The sequence below is a fragment of the Oscillatoria nigro-viridis PCC 7112 genome, from assembly GCF_000317475.1.
Lineage (GTDB): Bacteria > Cyanobacteriota > Cyanobacteriia > Cyanobacteriales > Microcoleaceae > Microcoleus > Microcoleus nigroviridis.
Genome location: NC_019729.1, coordinates 2,003,201 through 2,018,892 on the forward strand (window position 1 = coordinate 2,003,201; position 15,692 = coordinate 2,018,892).

Sequence of the window (15,692 nt, forward strand, 5' to 3'; positions counted from 1 at the left end):
CAGCGGTTTCAACCGCCGAGTTTTAATCTTGATTTCTTAGTCCGCGAAGGCGGACTTTGTTTGTGTAGGAGCGGTTTCAACCGCCGAACGATCTAAACTAAACACTATCGCCCTTAATCCCGTTCCAACCACGCCCGCATTTTACCCGGATTAAGCAAACCGTAAGGATCGACCAACTCTTTAAACTGCAACTGTTCCACATTAATACTTTTCATCCCTCCATCTTCCAATATATAAGTATGAGGATTAGCAATCAGTGCGCCTTGCTCTTCGTGATAGCGAATAATTTCATTGAGCCGTGATTCCGTAGTGTAGCGAACTATTTGCAAAGCCGCGGCGATCGCCCTGCCATTCATCCGCAAAAACTCCAAGTGCATTATCACCTCATCCCCATAATAATTGTACAGTTCCTCAATTAACTTCAAACCTTTATCTGGGGGAAAAAGCGTCTGCAAATAAGTCAGAGACGGGTCAGCGCTGCGAGCGTGCAGAGTTGTATGATTCCAAGTAAATTCAGCAATTGCTGCACCTTTGCTCGCTGCTGCCGCGTTTTTTTGATAGCAAATTGTGCCGCCATATTCGCGCACCAAATCTTGCAGCGGTTCCAGACAAGATTCAGCTACCATTAACAAAGCACAGTGCTTACCTTCAGGAATTGCATCGCGGAAAGCCGCAAAATAAGCAGGAATCGGCCAAGCACAAACACAAATTAGTTTTTTGATAATTCCATCAGCATCCCCCAAAGCTTGACCGAAGTTTGCCGATCTCATAAAATCGTCAAAAGCGACGATGATTTCCGCCCAAGCATAAGCAGGGGCGAGAGGAATTTCTAACTCAGTAATAATCCCATTTGTGCCGTAAGCGTGATTGACTTTCTGCACTTCATCGCCGCGCAATTCGATGACGCGGGGCTCGTCTTCCATTGTAACGACTCGAACGGCATGAAGATTTCCGCGATCGCGCAATTGCCCGTAAGTTATCGAACCAATTCCCCCGCTACCGCCGCCGATAAATCCCCCAATCGTTGCGGTGCGATAAGTTGAGGGAAGCATCCGCAATTCCCAACCAGTTTCTCGCGCTTGTTTGTCGAAAACCGACATTTTCACCCCCGGTTCTACGCAAGCTAAACCCGGTTTTATCCAGCGGATACTGTTCATTTTGCTGGTATCTAAAATGACGCCGCCCTTGAGGGGAATGCACTGCCCGTAATTGCCAGTTCCTGCACCTCTGACAGTTAGCGGAATTTGGGATTTGACGCAGGCTGCAGCAATCCGCAAAACTTCGGCTTCGCTGGCGGGACGAACTACTAAATCTCCTGTTTTATCACTTAAGAGAGGTTGCAAAACAGGACTGAAGTGATAATAGTCTTGAGATAGCTTGACAACTTGCGCGCGATCGCTAATTATTTCAATTCCCGAAAGTTCCGAATAAAAAGCATCCCAGTCAATACTTTGAATCGCAGTTGCAGTCATTTTGTTTCCTCCATGCTGGCAGTATTATATATTTGATCGAGCAGAACTTAGTAACCTAAAATACTAACTGCAATCTTTATTTAAGTAGTAAGGTGCGCGGCCCGGCGCACCCTACATATAGAAGTTCTGCCTCCAAGACTGCTTTTTTCAATTAACAAATCCCCCAAACACCGCCATACCGTAGTATTTCCAAGGCACTGCAACAGTCTCAAATCTAGCTTTTACCAGCATTTCCAACTGTGCCGAAAGTGTAGCTAGGCGATCGGGATTAGAATATCCGCAAGAGACACTCGTCCCCACATTTGCCCGAATTTGTGCTAACGTTTCCCCCTGATTTAGCGACCAATCTTCTCGCGCCGCTTGATAAATATCTTTCATTGCTGCTGATTCTGCTAAAAGAGGATCGGCATTCCAAAAACAGCCACCAGCATTTAAACTTTCGCGAATCCGTTGAAACAATTTTAACTTCATCTCGTCCTCAAGATGGTGAATTGCCAGAGAGGAAATGCAAGCATTGAATTTATCGCCCAAGCCTGATAAATTTGGATTGTTCGCCCATTCTCCAAAATCCATTTCTATTCCAGTCCACCGGGCTGCGTATCCTGCCGACTCTATTTTGGCGCGGGCAAAATCAAGCATTCGCGGCGAGTAATCGACAGCCACTATTTCCGCAGACGGGTAGCGTTGGAGAACTTTTACAGTGAGTTCCCCCGTACCGCAGCCGAGTTCTAAAATGCGGTAGTTTGTGTTAGCAATGCAGCCTGCTAATACATCCAACATTTCGTCATATTTAGGTAAAAGTCGCCGAATGCCGGTATCAAAATCAGCAGTATTGACGAAAACTTCTCCCGGATAAATTTCATTGCGCGCCGGTGAGGCAGTAGAGTCAGGATTCACGATCGCCAACCATAGACTACAATTGCTATCCTAACCGAGATAGAACAAAAAGTGCGTGAAGTAGGGACAGAGCACGGCGCCGTATCCTTACTCGATCATCTGTACTTCACTCAACAGAAAACCACTCTAAAGTTATGCGTATTCTTACGGATAAGCGAAACACTCGCGGTAAACAATAATTAACCCTCGGTTGCACTCAGAGAGTCTTGCTTTACCCCAGACGCCAGCAAAACAGTCTGAAAAAGCAGTGTTATGTTAGTAGTGCATAAATTCCCATCAAGATTAAACCTCACACTTGAGGATACCATGCGCCAGTTGATTTCTCGAATTCGGGCTGCCATCAGCCAATTAATTTATAAGCGAATTCTCCTTGCGGTGACAATTTTATTTTGTGTAGGTGTAGGAGTAGCGATGGCAAATATGTCTCGTCTTTCCTCCACCCTAATCGAATCGCAAGCCCTCCAAAATGCTACCCTCTATGCCCAAGCTATTAAAGAAGCCCGCACGCTTTACAGTTCCGATGTTGTCAATCCTCTCAACACTGCTAAAGCAATTAACTTTACCCACGACTACAACCCCACAAAAGTAACTGTTCCCGTACCGGCCACTTTCTTAATAGAACTGGGCAACCATATCAGCACAAAAAATCCCGAAGTATCACTTCGTCTCTACAGCAACTACCCGTTTCCCTGGCGGCGAAAAGAAGGTGGAGCTCGAGACGATTTTGAACAACAAGCTATTACGTATTTGACGCAAAATCCGACACAAAAGTTTTTTAGACGTGAGGATTTTCGCGGCAAACCAGCCTTTCGATATGCCGAGGCGGATATTCTAACTGCTAGCTGCGTTAACTGTCACAATACTCACCCCTACAGTCCTAAAAATGATTGGAAAGTGGGAGATGTGCGGGGGATATTAGAAATTACTCAACCTCTCGATACCATCACTAAAAATACTCGCAGCGAACTTAAAAACCTGTTTTTACTGTTAGTAGGACTTTCACTTTTAGGGGTGACAGGATTAACTTTATCTATCAGCAGGTTGCGCCAAAATGCTAAACAATTAGAACAGCGCGTGAGGGAACGCACGGCACAATTGCAAGAAACTAATGTAGAATTGGTAAAAGAACAGGAAAAGTGCGATCGCCTGCTGCTGAATATTTTACCCGAGTCCATTGCTGCTAAGCTAAAAGATGGTCAAAGCAGTATTGCTGACGGCTTCGCAGAAGTCACGATTTTGTTTGCGGATATCGTAGGCTTTACCGCGCTGTCAGCACAAATATCTCCCGAAGAAGTGCTCGATTTTCTCAACGAAATTTTTTCAGCCTTCGATGGTTTAACGGAAAAGTACGGCTTGGAAAAAATCAAAACAATTGGAGATGCTTACATGGTAGTCGGAGGTTTGCCCAACCCCAGCACCAACCACGCCGAAAGCATTGCGGAAATGGCTTTAGATATGCAGGAGGAATTAGCAAAATTTAATGCCAAACATCATGCAGGAATCAACATTCGCATCGGCATCAATACCGGGCCTGCAATTGCGGGGGTTATTGGCACTAAAAAATTTATTTACGACCTCTGGGGCGATGCCGTCAATACAGCAGCCCGCATGGAATCCCACGGGATTGCCGGCGCGATTCAAGTCACACAATCAACTTACGATATCTTGCAAAATAAGTATCTGTTTGAAGAGAGAGGAATTATCCACGTCAAAGGCAAGGGCGATATGAATACTTATCTGCTTGCAGGCAGGTTAGTCAGCGCAATTTTGGCTTAATTTGTTTATTATATTATCAAGGGGTCTGCTAGTTAGTCCGAAGTCAGTCAATTTGAGATTTGAGATTTGAGATTTGAGATTTGAGATTTACTGCACAGGTGAATCTGGGAGCTTGAACTTTGGTCTAAAATTTTTATATATCCACGAGTTAAGTCGGGGGCTGGTATCCGTTTTTGGGTGGGTCATCAGTCATTCGTTGTTAGTCGTCAACCAAGAACTAACAGTTAATAGATGCTGGCTGTTGACTGCTGAAAATTACAGGAATTACACAGGGGAGGTGAGAAACTCGGTTTCTGTGCAGTTGCTTTGTCGATCGACCCCAAATTTATTAATTACCAGAAATCCGGTTTCTTTTTGTATGTCCTAAATTAGCCCATTGTCAAATAGTAATTTTTATGCAAGTGCGAATTTTCTCATTCTTAAAATTTTTTCAATCTCGCTTGTCTAGGCAAATAGCTTTGTGGATATTTGCTAGCATTCTTGTGATAGAGGGAATTATTTTAGTTCCCTCTTATTTTCGGCGAGAAAATGAACTTTTAAGTCAATTAGAACAGGTATCTCGGGCGACTGTTGATTCCCTAGAGTTTTTGCTCCAACAAGATATTTCCGATCGCACTTTCTTGCAAGAAGAAGTAAAAAATATTACTAAGGATTCTCAAGTAGTGTTAGGACTATCTATTTACCAAGCTAACGGTGAACTAATATATACACTTGGCGAACCCCCAGAAATCAGTTTAGAGCAACTAAAAAAATCTCGTATAGTTCACAGTCACAATTTCGATGGCAATCGCTACGATATTGCGTGGACGGAGCGACATTTGGGAGGCGATTACATCTTAATTGTTCGCCACGATGCTTCCACCGTTCAACCGGAACTATACGCATTTATCGGGCGGATTGCGGTTCTAGTCATCATTATATCAGCCTTTGTCACTTCTGTGACTATGTTTTTTTTAGGGGTGACAGTAATTTCACCTATCTTGAGATTGCGCGATGACTTGATCGCTGCTGGAGACGCTTTGAGCAAAGATCGAGAAAAACCTGATTTCTACTCTCTGTCTGTCAAGCGCGATGACGAGTTGGGAGAACTCATGGTAGCATTTAATCAAATGTTTCACCGAGTTTACAAGGAAATTGCACAGCGGAAACAAGCTGAGGAAGTATTGCGCGCCGAACAAGAAAAGTCGGAACGTTTATTACTAAATATATTACCGGTAATGATTGCCGATCGCCTAAAACAAGGTCAGATAAATATTGCGGACGGATTTGCCGAGGTTACGGTTTTGTTTGCTGATATTGTGGGCTTTACCGAAATATCTTCGCGCACATCTCCTGAAGAATTAGTAGAATTACTTAACAAAATATTTTCAGCTTTCGATCGCTTAAGCGAACAATATGGCTTAGAAAAAATTAAGACGATCGGCGACAATTATATGGTAGCAGGCGGTTTGCCACTTCCCTGTACAAATCACGCCGAATCTATTGCCGAAATGGCCCTGGAAATGCAGCAAGAAATTATGAAATTCCGCGACGAATGCGGTAAACCTCTCAATATCCGCATTGGCATTAATACTGGGCCTGTTGTAGCAGGTGTCATCGGCACTAAAAAGTTTATTTACGATTTGTGGGGAGATGCTGTGAATACAGCAAGCCGCATGGAATCTCAGGGACTTCCGGGTAAAATTCAAGTTAGCAACTCAACTTATGAGTTGCTGTGCGATAAGTATTTGTTGGAAAAGCGCGGTAAAATTAATGTTAAAGGCAAAGGATCTATGACGACTTATTTGCTCAAAGGCAGAAAATTATAACTGACTATTTTAACCATCGCCCGGGAATACGTGATCTGGCGGCAGACGTTGCAGGGCAGCCGCCTTTAACACCAAACTCGATTTTTTTTGAACGAACCGCGAAGACGCTAAGGACACGAAGGAAGAGAAGAAGAAAGAATCAAAAATAAAAAGTTCACAAGTGAGCTAAAATTGCTATATTAAAAGGCGACTTGATATTAGTTGTATGGGTAAAAATGACTGCGAATCAGGAACATAATTCTTCACTTTCACCAATTTGGCAGCCCTTCACGCAAATGAAAACGGCTGCCCCGCCGCTGAAGGTAATTCGCGGCAAAGGATCGGTGCTGGAATTAGCAGACGGGCGGCCAATTCTCGACTGCATTTCTAGTTGGTGGGTGACAGTTCACGGGCACAGCCATCCGGTTCTGGCTGAGGCTCTTTACGCACAAGCTCAAAATTTAGAGCACGTAATCTTTGCCGGATTTACTCACGAACCTGCCCAGAAACTTGCGAGTAAATTGCTAACTCATACGCCTGCTTCTTTAACGCGGATTTTCTTTTCTGATAACGGATCGACTGCTGTTGAAGTTGCTCTGAAAATGGCATTTCAATATTGGCAAAATCTCGGAGAAACTAATCGCACTAGCTTTATTAGTTTTGAGGGAGGTTATCACGGCGATACTGTGGGCGCGATGTCTGCTGGCAGAAGTTCGCTGTGGTGGGAATCTTTTGCACCTTTAATGTTTGCTGGGGATGTTGTTCCTTTTCCTGCGACTTTTGACGGCGATGAGGAGGTGGAAAGCAAGGAGGCGGCGAGTTTAGAAAAATTGGAGTTTTTGTTAAAGCAGGGCGGCTATGCGGGAATTTTTATCGAACCTTTGGTGCAAGGTGCCGGGGGAATGCGAATGTGCCGCCCTGAGTTTTTGCAGGCGATCGCACAACTTGCGGGCCAGTTTAATGTATTGTTGATTTACGATGAAGTAATGACGGGTTTTGGCCGCACGGGCGAACTGTTTGCCTCGGTTAAATCTGCAACTTCACCGGATATCCTGTGTTTGTCTAAAGGATTGTCTGGCGGCTGTTTGCCAATTGCTGTCACAATGGCATCGGAGGATATTTATCAAGCTTTTTGGCGAGATGAACCGGACAAAGCTTTTTTTCACAGTCATTCTTACACCGGAAATCCTTTAGCTTGTGCGGTGAGTGTAGCATCTATGGAGCTTTTGGAGCAAAACCCAAATGTTTATCAAGGGATGGAAAAACTGCACCGCAAATATCTGAATCAATGGCTGAGAAATCATCCTAAACTCGAACGGATTCGGACTTGCGGCACCATCGCAGCAATGGATGTGAAAACGGACGGCGTTTCCGGTTATTTTAATGACATCGGTTCTGTTTTGAAAGCCAGATTTCTCGAAGCGGGGTTTTTGCTCCGCCCCTTGGGAAATACGCTTTACTTGATGCCCCCCTACTGCATTTCTCCTGATGAACTAGAATCGATTTATCGGGTGATTCGTCAGGTTTTGGATACTCTGTAAACCCTTTAATTTTAGTAATGAATTTACCCAATTGGAACGATTTGGCTGACGACGCGCTGGCGGGCAAATGTCTCTCTCGCGAGCAATCTTTAGCCGTATTGCGCGCACCGGATGAGGTTTTGCTGGAACAACTAAACGCAGCTTACCGGGTGCGCCGCCACTACTGGGGAAACCGAGTCAGGCTGCATTATTTGTTAAATGCTCAAAGCGGGCTTTGTCCTGAAGATTGCCATTATTGTTCTCAGTCAAAAATTTCGACTGCGGAAATTGAGAAATATCCGCTTTTAGCTAAGGAGAAAATTCTGGATGCCGCCCAACGCGCAGCAGACTTAAAAGCTGGTACGTTTTGTTTGGTGATTTCGGGCCGCCAACCCAGCGCATCTACTTTCGATCGCGTTTTGGATGCTGTCGAGACTGTGAAGGCAAATTATAACCTGAAAATTTGCGCTTGTTTGGGATTGTTGAGCGAGGAACAAACTCACCGGCTGGCTAAAGCTGGAGTCGATCGCGTAAATCACAATCTCAATACTTCCGAATCATATCACACGGACATTTGCACCACTCACACTTTTGGCGATCGGGTGGAAACCGTCGAACACGTAAAAGCAGCGGGAATCACAACTTGTTCGGGCGGAATTTTGGGGATGGGCGAATCGGATGATGATGCGATCGATTTAGCGCTTTCGCTTCGCAAATTGGGCGTTACTAGCGTGCCCGTTAACTTTTTCATTCCGATTCCCGGAACGCCATTTGCAGATGTGAACAGGTTAACTCCCCGCCAATGTTTGCGAATTCTCTGTTTGTTCCGATTTTTGCTTCCCAGTCAAGAAATTCGGATTGCTGGGGGACGGGAGGTGCATTTGCGATCGCTGCAACCTCTGGGACTCTACCCCGCTAATTCTATCTTTGTTGGCGATTATCTGACAACTCCCGGACAAGCTGCCCATCAAGATTGGGACATGATTCGAGATGCGGGATTTGCGATCGAATCCCCCGAAGGTTCTGTCTTAGAAGCTGATTCAGCAGTTACCAAATCCGAACAAAAAACCCTGGTTGTGTAACTCTTCTACCAGTTGTCAATCGGATGAAATAGAGTAGGACACGGCCGTGCCGTGTCCATACCCAATATCTATATTTCACGTTTACGCATCGGGAAGAGAAACCGGGTTTCTGAGGTAGCAAATTCGTCAGCCGTAAGTTCTGAGATTGTAGCCAGAAACCCTTATTCTACGGTTGACATTCTTCAATCTAAAATCTAAAATCGAAAATCTAAAATAATACAAGAGGGGGAAATTGTGGACAAACGCGAAGAAATTACGATCGCAGAATACCAGCTAACTGCCGAATCTTTCCGAGAAGGAACTTGGCATCACGACGTATCCCAAAATCGCGACGCACTGACCGCTGCCATGCCCCGCAATCCCGGTAAAATTCTCGATATAGGATGCGGGCCGGGACGAGATTTAGTAGCGTTCAAGAGCCAAGGACACACAGTTGTAGGCTTAGATGCAACTCCAGCTTTTGTAGAAATAGCAAAGAAGTTATCGGGATGCGAAGTTTGGCAGCAATCTTTTCTGAATCTCGACTTGCCAAAGGCAGAATTTGACGGTATTTTTGCCAATGCTTCCCTGATTCACGTTCCCAGCGACGAGATGGTGAAAGTGCTGCAAGATTTGCACAAAGCCTTAGTTGTTAGCGGTGCAATTGTCATGTCAATGTGCCGGGGAAATTGGGAGGGATACGACGAGCGGCCAACCGGAAAACGCTATACTGCCGGATGGGAATATCATACTTTAGCGCCTTGTTTAGAACAAGCGGGATTTGCCATTGTCGATCGCTACTATCGTCCCCCCGGCTTACCGCGCGAAGCTCAATCTTGGGTAGTAATAGTGGGCAAAAAAATCTAACTTAAATTGGCAATAGGCAATCGGTAATTGCCAATCATTCCCCTCTCTTCCTCTGCGCCCTCTGCGCCCTCTGCGGTAAAAAAAAACTAATTCAAAAATTTACAGAGGATTGTTGTATACTGTTCCACAGTCAAAATAACCAATCTCTGCACAACTTAAAACACAATTAATATGACAGAGAAATCCCACATTTTTTTAGCGGGTGCTAGCCGAGGAGTCGGCTTAGAAATCGCGAAATGCCTGGCAGCACAAAAAATGCAAGTAACAGCACTTTTGCGATCGCCCGCCACCAGCACCGAATTAGAAGCAATGGGCATCAAAGTCGTGACCGGCGATGCTTTGGATGCAGCAGCTATGGAAGCTGCGATGGCTGGCGGTGAGCCAATTCATGCCGCAATCAGCACAATTGGCGGCTTGCCCAAAGATGGGGAAAGAGCCGATTATTTGGGCAACAAAAACTTGATTGATGCGGCCCTCAAAGCAGGCGTGCAAAAATTTATTTTAGTTTCATCAATCGGCAGCGGTAACAGTGTCGGCGCTTTGCCGCCCCAAGCTTTAGAAACTTTGCGCCCGGTTTTAATTGAAAAGGAAAAAGCCGAAAATCATTTGATAGCAAGCGGGATGATTTATACAGTGATTCGTCCCGGCGGGCTTAAATCGGAACCTGCAACAGGCAACGGTATTTTAACAGAAGATTGTCGAGTTTCTGGAACGATTCACCGGGCAGATGTAGCGCAGCTAGTTTGTCAGTGTTTAGTTTCTGATGCTGCTAACAATAAAGTTGTGTCGGCGGTAGATAAACAGATGGTTTACGGCCATTCAGAATTTGAGGTATTAAATCTTTAGGGGCGGGTTTAGCGCAAAATAAGCTGTATCGCATCTAAATAGTATTTTTTGGGCGGGCTAGGAGCAACGCCCGAGAGGAAAATTGAACTTTTGTGGAACAGGCATCTTGCCTGTTCCTAAAAATGCTGCAAGATTTGGCACTCAAGAATCAAAGGGCTTAATCCACGATCGCCCGATCGCCCAATCCAAAACCAAACCCGCGATCGCGAACAATACCACACTCTCGGCACCGCGAACAGCAAACGGCAATAACTCCTCGAGGGCTGGCATCTTCCCGGGTTCAAAAAACAATCCAGCATCCAACTGTCCAAAAGCCCGCACCAACCCAAAAGCCAACACCGCACCAGATTTAAGCTGCGGGTTAACATCTCGGCGAATCGCATAGCGGTAAGTCACGCCGAACAAAAAACCGCCCAAAAGTGCGATAGTCCCTCTGAAGGCAAAATTTAGGTCAATTTCCCTTACCTGCAAACTCGCCAGAGAATCGAACCTATCCGCTAGAATTAAGCTATTACCAAGGGCGATCGCCCCAAAAGCCAGCAAACAAGACAAAGCAGCAACACTCCCTGCTTTCAAAGATTCTACCCGTTCAGCGGCACTAAAATTTGACGAGTCCTTCACGGCGCCCTCATTTCAAAAATGGCTCAAATTGACTTATCATAAGGTTTGGAGTCACTTTGTACAGTTTGTTCAATAAATAGCTATGGATATTTTGTCACTCGGTTGGGTTTCGGTGCTAGTTCTGTTCTCCTTCTCAATTTCAATGGTCATTTGGGGACGCAACGGTTTCTAGATTCCACAATAGCTTGCGGGGCAAGCTTTTTAACTGCCCCGCATTTTTTTTAATCCTATTTAACACAATCAAAATAACAGCAGTTGGAAACATGACAGCCAAAAAAATCTTAATGTTAGTCGGCGACTTTGTAGAAGACTACGAAGTAATGGTTCCCTTCCAAGCACTGCAAATGGTAGGTCACACCGTCCACGCAGTCTGCCCGGACAAAGCCGCAGGCCAAAAAATTCGCACCGCAATTCACGACTTTGAAGGCGATCAAACCTACACCGAAAAACCAGGTCACAACTTCACTTTAAACGCGACTTTTGACGAAATCAACCCCGCCGACTACGACGCTTTGGTTATCCCCGGAGGACGCGCCCCAGAATACATCCGCCTCAACGAACAAGTGCTGCAAATTACCCGCTACTTTGCCAACAGCAAAAAGCCGATCGCATCTATTTGTCACGGCTTGCAAGTCCTAACTGCCGCCGGCGTACTCGAAGGCAAACGCTGCACCGCATACCCGGCTTGCAGCCCCGACGTACTCCGGGCGGGCGGCAAATATACAGAAGTTCCAGTTACCGAAGCCGTAGTCGATGGCAATTTAGTCACCGCCCCCGCGTGGCCAGCACATTCTAACTGGCTGGCTGAATTTCTGAAAGTTTTAGGGACAAAAATCGAACATTCAGAAAAAGTCGAAGTATGACTATTTTCACAGTCAAAGTTAAACCGAATTCCAAACAGCAAAGCATCGCAGAACAACCCGACGGCAGCCTCACAGTACATCTCAAATCTCCGCCAGTCGAGGGTAAAGCCAATCAAGAATTAATCGTGCTGTTGGCGAAAAAGTTTAAAGTGCCGAAATCGGCGATCGGCATTAAATCCGGTTTTTCCTCCCGAAATAAACTTGTGGAAATTCCGATGGAACCTTTCACTTAGAAATAAACGCAATCACAAATCTATCTAAAGAGGGATACCGACTCAAATTTAAAATTAATATATTAGTAGTTGTCGAGTTAGAAGATAAAAGTATGAGCATTGAAAATAGAGTCGAAGCAACAGCGAAGAATATTGAAGGCAAAATCCAAGAAGCTGTTAGCGAAGTTACAGGCAATCAGAAAGATAAATTAGAAGGTCAAGCCAAGCAGGATGAAGCATCAGCAATTCACCTGAAAGAAGACCTCAAAGATAAAGCCAAAGAGATTGTAGACCGAGCTTAGTCACAGTATTCCCTACAATTTTCCTGCCTACTCAATCCCGCAAACTGTGTGTTTTCGGGATTTTTTATAATAAGCATAAATTATTTGTACCAATATCTTGGGCGGTTTATAAAGATTATTAGTGGCAAAATTCACCGACGAACCGCCCCTACAGATTCTAGTAATTCATAGTGCAAAAGCATTAATTTTGTGGCGGGAATTGTTTCCATTGCATAAGTTGTGCCATCTTGATGAGAAAATTATACCTCAAAAGCACTGCCATCAAATTCCATCACGACTGTTCCTACTTTTCCTTTATAGCGCTTCTCATAAAGATGAGGTATTTACTAATTAATTAACAATTCCTCAATCCCCCAATCTAAAATCTCAAATCTCAAATCTAAAATCTAAACTTGTACCTCATCTATCTGAAAAAGGCTATATATAATTTAATGATTTGTTTTGTTTCAAAATGGGTTGCTTCTAAATCTTCAGTTAAAGCAACAATATCTAGGTATTTAATTGTTGTCATTGTTTTTATCTGACTTTTTGACTTGGCTGGGGGCGATTTATCAAGATTAGTCCTGGAGGCATAAACCGGGTTTTTACCGAAATACTGCACCCCTGTCTTTAACTAGGAGTGAAAAACCCGGTTTCTTTGGTTCTGATGCGTCAGTTCTAAAGATGATTGGCACGTGGCAAAATTCACCGGTGAACCAGCCCCAGCCCTCATTAGATTGGCGATTTTCGATTAAAATTACCAATCATATCAAATCTGTTAGCATCGGAATTATTCCTATCTCTATTCTCGACCTCTGCGTAAATGGGCGTCAATCCGTTGTCCGGGGCGGTTAATACATTCTCTTTTTTTCACCGCAGATGAGGGCAGATAAACACAGATTAACGCAGATGAATTAGATCGAGTCCGGTTGCACCATCCCTGATTGTTGGCTGTTGACTGGATTTTACGCCTGACGGTGCTACCGGAATTGATATCAATCTAAAATCTAAAATTGCCCCATGCTGATGCCAATAAAAAAGCCAGGGATGGATATCCCCAGCTCGAAACAAAGCACAATTAGTTTTGAGAGTCCGTAGGGCGATGTTTCAGAATCGACCCCCACCCACTTTTACCCAAATTAAATCAGGGTAATGTCAGCAGCCGTAATGCCCGGTCTGCCATTCAGATTTGCCAGCGTCACGCCTGGGTTAGAACCAGCAGTACCGTCAGGGTCAAATCCTAGTCGTCCGGTTCCATTTTCATAAAAGAGGAACGCATCTGACGCGGCAGCCCCGGCTGGACCAAACTGGCTAGTGTAAGCCCCGCTCTCAAGCACCAAGAACGACCTCGAAGAAAGCCGATTCGTACCTTGGACTGCACTCAATCCGGGGAAGCTGTTGAATTGCAAGATAAACTTATCTTGACCGACCACAAAATCCCCGATTTGGTCTGGCCCACTACCCGAGCCGCCCTCGCCGAAGTTGTTGTAGTAGAAGCTGTCATTACCCGCTCCGCCAATCAGCGTGTCAGCACCAGGCCCGCCACCGAGAGAGTCGTTACCGTCGCCGCCGATCAAATAGTCGTTCCCAAAGCCGCCCAGCATGGTGTCGTTCCCGCCGCCAGCATCTAAGGTATCGTCCCCGAATCCTCCGAGGGTACTATTGGATGTGTCGCCGAACAGGATGTCATCTCCGCTACCAGTAGTGATGACATCAGTGCCGTTGCCACCAATAATGAAGTTGCTGCCTAAGGTATCGGTAATCAAGGTTGGCGCTGTAATACCGGTAAAGCTGACGCCGCTAGCGTAGGAGATGAAGTCGTTACCCGCAACGTTGCCAATCACGCGATCGCGCGCGCTGCCAAAGATGATGGTGTCACTTCCCTCGCTACCGTTCATGAGGTTGGTGACGGTGAAGCTGCTGCCAGTAGTAGGATTGGTGTAGCCAATTAACAGATCGTTGCCCAGCCCGCCGTCTAGAGTAACAAAAGCAGTACCAGTACCAGTAAAAAAGGCCTTGGTAGCATCGATAGTATCGTTGCCATCTCCACCGGCTGCATTAGTAAAGGTACCGCTCAGGCTGTCGTTGCCTTCGCCGCCGATCATCGTATCGCTAGAGAAGGCAGCGACGATCGTGTCATTGCCTACTCCGCCGTCGAGCAAGTTGCGACCCGCGAAGCCTGGAAATGAACTGGAGGCGCCTACGCTCGAAATTACATTCGGCACCGACGCCGACACGATGAAGTCGTCGCCTGCACCTCCCAACGCGGTATCAGAAGTGGCAAAAACCCTGATCGTGTCGTTACCGTCGCCGCCGTCAAAGAAGTTTCTGCCGCCGCCAAACTCGCCGAGCGCGCCGTAGAGAGAATCGTTGCCGCCACCGCCAATCAAGGTGGTTCTCTCAATGCCGATCGTGATGACGGAGGAAGTAAATGGGCTGCTTTGCGTACTGTTGGTAATGACTAAGATGTCGTCGTCATTATCGCCGGACAGGTAGCTGTTGCTGGCCACACCTCTTAGGGTGTCGTTGCCTTTACCGCCAAAGAGAGTGTCTCTTACATTGATACCTACAACCAAGTCGTCGCCATTATCACCCCGCAAGTAGTTGCTGCCTTCATTGCCAGCGAAGCCAATACCCAAGCCACCCTGTAAAGAAAGGTTGTTGCCACCGCCTGCGATGAAGAAGCCGATCGCGTCATTGTCCTTACCGCCGTAGAGGGAATCTCCTCTCTGCGCCCCTCCCAGAATCGTATCTGCGCCCTGATTACCAAACATCAGGTTAGCTTCGACAGTACCTTGGAGGATGTCGTCTCCCTCGCCGCCGGCCACGGTAGCGCGGGCTTCAGCGACTATGGTGTCATTGCCTCCGTCGCCAAACAGCAAAGCCGGAGTGCGCTGAGATCTGATTGAATCTTCGTCGTCGCCACCGTATATGGTATCGTTCGGGCCAACTGAAATCAGAGTATCGTTATCGCCTTGGCCAAATATTAAGCTGCCGCCCAGGGTGGAAGTTTTAATGAAATCCGCCCCTGCTCCGGCGAATACTGTATCCGGGCCTAGTCCCGGAAGGTTTAAATCTAGTTGATTAGGATTGTCATCTAACGTTGTCATAAAGCTTCACTCCTCTACTTGTTGATCGTCGCTGGTGCGACTACAGACACTGCCTACAACACCGAATGTTTGGATTCCGCTGTAGTTTAACCTGTTTGCCAGCCGCAAGTCTAGCCTACTGGCGTTAACCCTGTCTAGACTTTCTCCCTCGCGGATTTTTTGCTTGTAAGCTTTTATTTTCAAAGTCTTCACCCTTTAATAATCCTGGTGCACTGTCTCAGGTGCTCACGCTCCAGAAGACGCGGCTCATATTCTTAATGTTCCATTCTGGATTGGCGGTCGGGGATCGCGTCCGGGGGAGGAAATTAAAGATTAAAAAAGGCAGATCTGGGCGATCGGGAAGACAAGGAAATTGGGAGATTTGTTACTTGGTAACAAG

15 protein-coding genes are annotated in these 15,692 nt (G+C 46.0%); 10 read left to right on the forward strand and 5 right to left on the reverse strand.

From position 1 onward, the window contains the following. Window positions 1–113 precede the first annotated feature (113 nt). Entirely contained in the window at window positions 114–1,472 is a 1,359-nt protein-coding gene (locus OSC7112_RS08550; protein ID WP_015175529.1) for an FAD-binding oxidoreductase, read from the reverse strand. 147 nt (window positions 1,473–1,619) lie between these two features. Then, entirely contained in the window at window positions 1,620–2,369 is a 750-nt protein-coding gene (locus tag OSC7112_RS08555; RefSeq protein ID WP_015175530.1) for a class I SAM-dependent methyltransferase, read from the reverse strand. Window positions 2,370–2,675: 306 nt separating this feature from the next. Here OSC7112_RS08555 and OSC7112_RS08560 point away from each other — a divergent pair, with 306 nt between their 5' ends. From OSC7112_RS08560 to OSC7112_RS08585, 6 genes are all read left to right on the forward strand, one after another. Continuing rightward, window positions 2,676–4,145, forward strand: coding sequence for an adenylate/guanylate cyclase domain-containing protein (locus OSC7112_RS08560; RefSeq protein ID WP_015175531.1), 1,470 nt, complete (start codon window positions 2,676–2,678; stop codon window positions 4,143–4,145). A 395-nt stretch (window positions 4,146–4,540) separates the two neighbouring features. Beyond that, window positions 4,541–5,953 carry an adenylate/guanylate cyclase domain-containing protein gene (locus tag OSC7112_RS08565; RefSeq protein ID WP_015175532.1) on the forward strand — a complete coding sequence of 471 codons (1,413 nt, stop codon included), beginning with the start codon at window positions 4,541–4,543 and terminating at the stop codon, window positions 5,951–5,953. A 215-nt stretch (window positions 5,954–6,168) separates the two neighbouring features. Next, window positions 6,169–7,473, forward strand: a complete 1,305-nt coding sequence (gene bioA / locus OSC7112_RS08570) for an adenosylmethionine--8-amino-7-oxononanoate transaminase (protein WP_015175533.1) — start codon at window positions 6,169–6,171, stop codon at window positions 7,471–7,473. 17 nt (window positions 7,474–7,490) lie between these two features. Then, on the forward strand, window positions 7,491–8,534 hold the full coding sequence (bioB, locus tag OSC7112_RS08575; protein ID WP_015175534.1) for a biotin synthase BioB: 1,044 nt from the start codon (window positions 7,491–7,493) through the stop codon (window positions 8,532–8,534). Between the two features lie 234 nt (window positions 8,535–8,768). Beyond that, complete coding sequence (locus tag OSC7112_RS08580) at window positions 8,769–9,380, forward strand: class I SAM-dependent methyltransferase (RefSeq protein WP_015175535.1); 612 nt, start codon at window positions 8,769–8,771, stop codon at window positions 9,378–9,380. Window positions 9,381–9,551: 171 nt separating this feature from the next. Next, window positions 9,552–10,226: an SDR family oxidoreductase gene (locus tag OSC7112_RS08585; protein WP_015175536.1), complete on the forward strand. Its 675-nt coding sequence runs from the start codon at window positions 9,552–9,554 to the stop codon at window positions 10,224–10,226. A 141-nt stretch (window positions 10,227–10,367) separates the two neighbouring features. On the opposite strand, the gene OSC7112_RS08590 is transcribed toward OSC7112_RS08585, so the two are convergent. Then, on the reverse strand, window positions 10,368–10,847 hold the full coding sequence (locus tag OSC7112_RS08590; RefSeq protein WP_015175537.1) for a hypothetical protein: 480 nt from the start codon (window positions 10,845–10,847) through the stop codon (window positions 10,368–10,370). Window positions 10,848–10,929: 82 nt separating this feature from the next. Between OSC7112_RS08590 and petN the strand changes: the two genes are divergently transcribed. The 4 genes from petN (at window position 10,930) to OSC7112_RS08605 (ending at window position 12,224) form a co-directional block, all read left to right on the forward strand. Then, entirely contained in the window at window positions 10,930–11,019 is a 90-nt protein-coding gene (gene petN / locus OSC7112_RS35480; protein ID WP_071883976.1) for a cytochrome b6-f complex subunit PetN, read from the forward strand. A gap of 91 nt (window positions 11,020–11,110) precedes the next feature. Further along, window positions 11,111–11,710, forward strand: coding sequence for a DJ-1/PfpI family protein (locus OSC7112_RS08595; protein WP_015175538.1), 600 nt, complete (start codon window positions 11,111–11,113; stop codon window positions 11,708–11,710). Further along, on the forward strand, window positions 11,707–11,943 hold the full coding sequence (locus tag OSC7112_RS08600) for a DUF167 domain-containing protein (protein ID WP_015175539.1): 237 nt from the start codon (window positions 11,707–11,709) through the stop codon (window positions 11,941–11,943). The genes OSC7112_RS08595 and OSC7112_RS08600 overlap by 4 nt, the downstream gene beginning before the upstream one ends. A 92-nt stretch (window positions 11,944–12,035) precedes the next feature. Then, window positions 12,036–12,224: a CsbD family protein gene (locus tag OSC7112_RS08605; RefSeq protein WP_015175540.1), complete on the forward strand. Its 189-nt coding sequence runs from the start codon at window positions 12,036–12,038 to the stop codon at window positions 12,222–12,224. Window positions 12,225–13,342: 1,118 nt separating this feature from the next. Here OSC7112_RS08605 and OSC7112_RS08610 read toward each other — a convergent pair. After that, a complete protein-coding gene (locus OSC7112_RS08610) occupies window positions 13,343–15,313 on the reverse strand; it encodes a calcium-binding protein (RefSeq protein WP_015175542.1) in 1,971 nt (656 codons plus the stop codon). Between the two features lie 6 nt (window positions 15,314–15,319). Beyond that, window positions 15,320–15,496 carry a hypothetical protein gene (locus OSC7112_RS39530; protein WP_190274353.1) on the reverse strand — a complete coding sequence of 59 codons (177 nt, stop codon included), beginning with the start codon at window positions 15,494–15,496 and terminating at the stop codon, window positions 15,320–15,322. Window positions 15,497–15,692: the final 196 nt, after the last annotated feature.

Excerpts from the sequence above, each read along its gene's own strand:
- OSC7112_RS08550 (WP_015175529.1), bottom strand. The coding sequence starts at position 1,472 with ATGACTGCAACTGCGATTCAAAGTATTGACTGGGATGCTTTTTATTCG.
- OSC7112_RS08560 (WP_015175531.1), top strand. The coding sequence starts at position 2,676 with ATGCGCCAGTTGATTTCTCGAATTCGGGCTGCCATCAGCCAATTAATT.
- OSC7112_RS08565 (WP_015175532.1), top strand. The coding sequence starts at position 4,541 with ATGCAAGTGCGAATTTTCTCATTCTTAAAATTTTTTCAATCTCGCTTG.
- bioA (WP_015175533.1), top strand. The coding sequence starts at position 6,169 with ATGACTGCGAATCAGGAACATAATTCTTCACTTTCACCAATTTGGCAG.
- bioB (WP_015175534.1), top strand. The coding sequence starts at position 7,491 with ATGAATTTACCCAATTGGAACGATTTGGCTGACGACGCGCTGGCGGGC.
- OSC7112_RS08585 (WP_015175536.1), top strand. The coding sequence starts at position 9,552 with ATGACAGAGAAATCCCACATTTTTTTAGCGGGTGCTAGCCGAGGAGTC.
- petN (WP_071883976.1), top strand. The coding sequence starts at position 10,930 with ATGGATATTTTGTCACTCGGTTGGGTTTCGGTGCTAGTTCTGTTCTCC.
- OSC7112_RS08595 (WP_015175538.1), top strand. The coding sequence starts at position 11,111 with ATGACAGCCAAAAAAATCTTAATGTTAGTCGGCGACTTTGTAGAAGAC.
- OSC7112_RS08600 (WP_015175539.1), top strand. The coding sequence starts at position 11,707 with ATGACTATTTTCACAGTCAAAGTTAAACCGAATTCCAAACAGCAAAGC.
- OSC7112_RS08605 (WP_015175540.1), top strand. The coding sequence starts at position 12,036 with ATGAGCATTGAAAATAGAGTCGAAGCAACAGCGAAGAATATTGAAGGC.
- OSC7112_RS08610 (WP_015175542.1), bottom strand. The coding sequence starts at position 15,313 with ATGACAACGTTAGATGACAATCCTAATCAACTAGATTTAAACCTTCCG.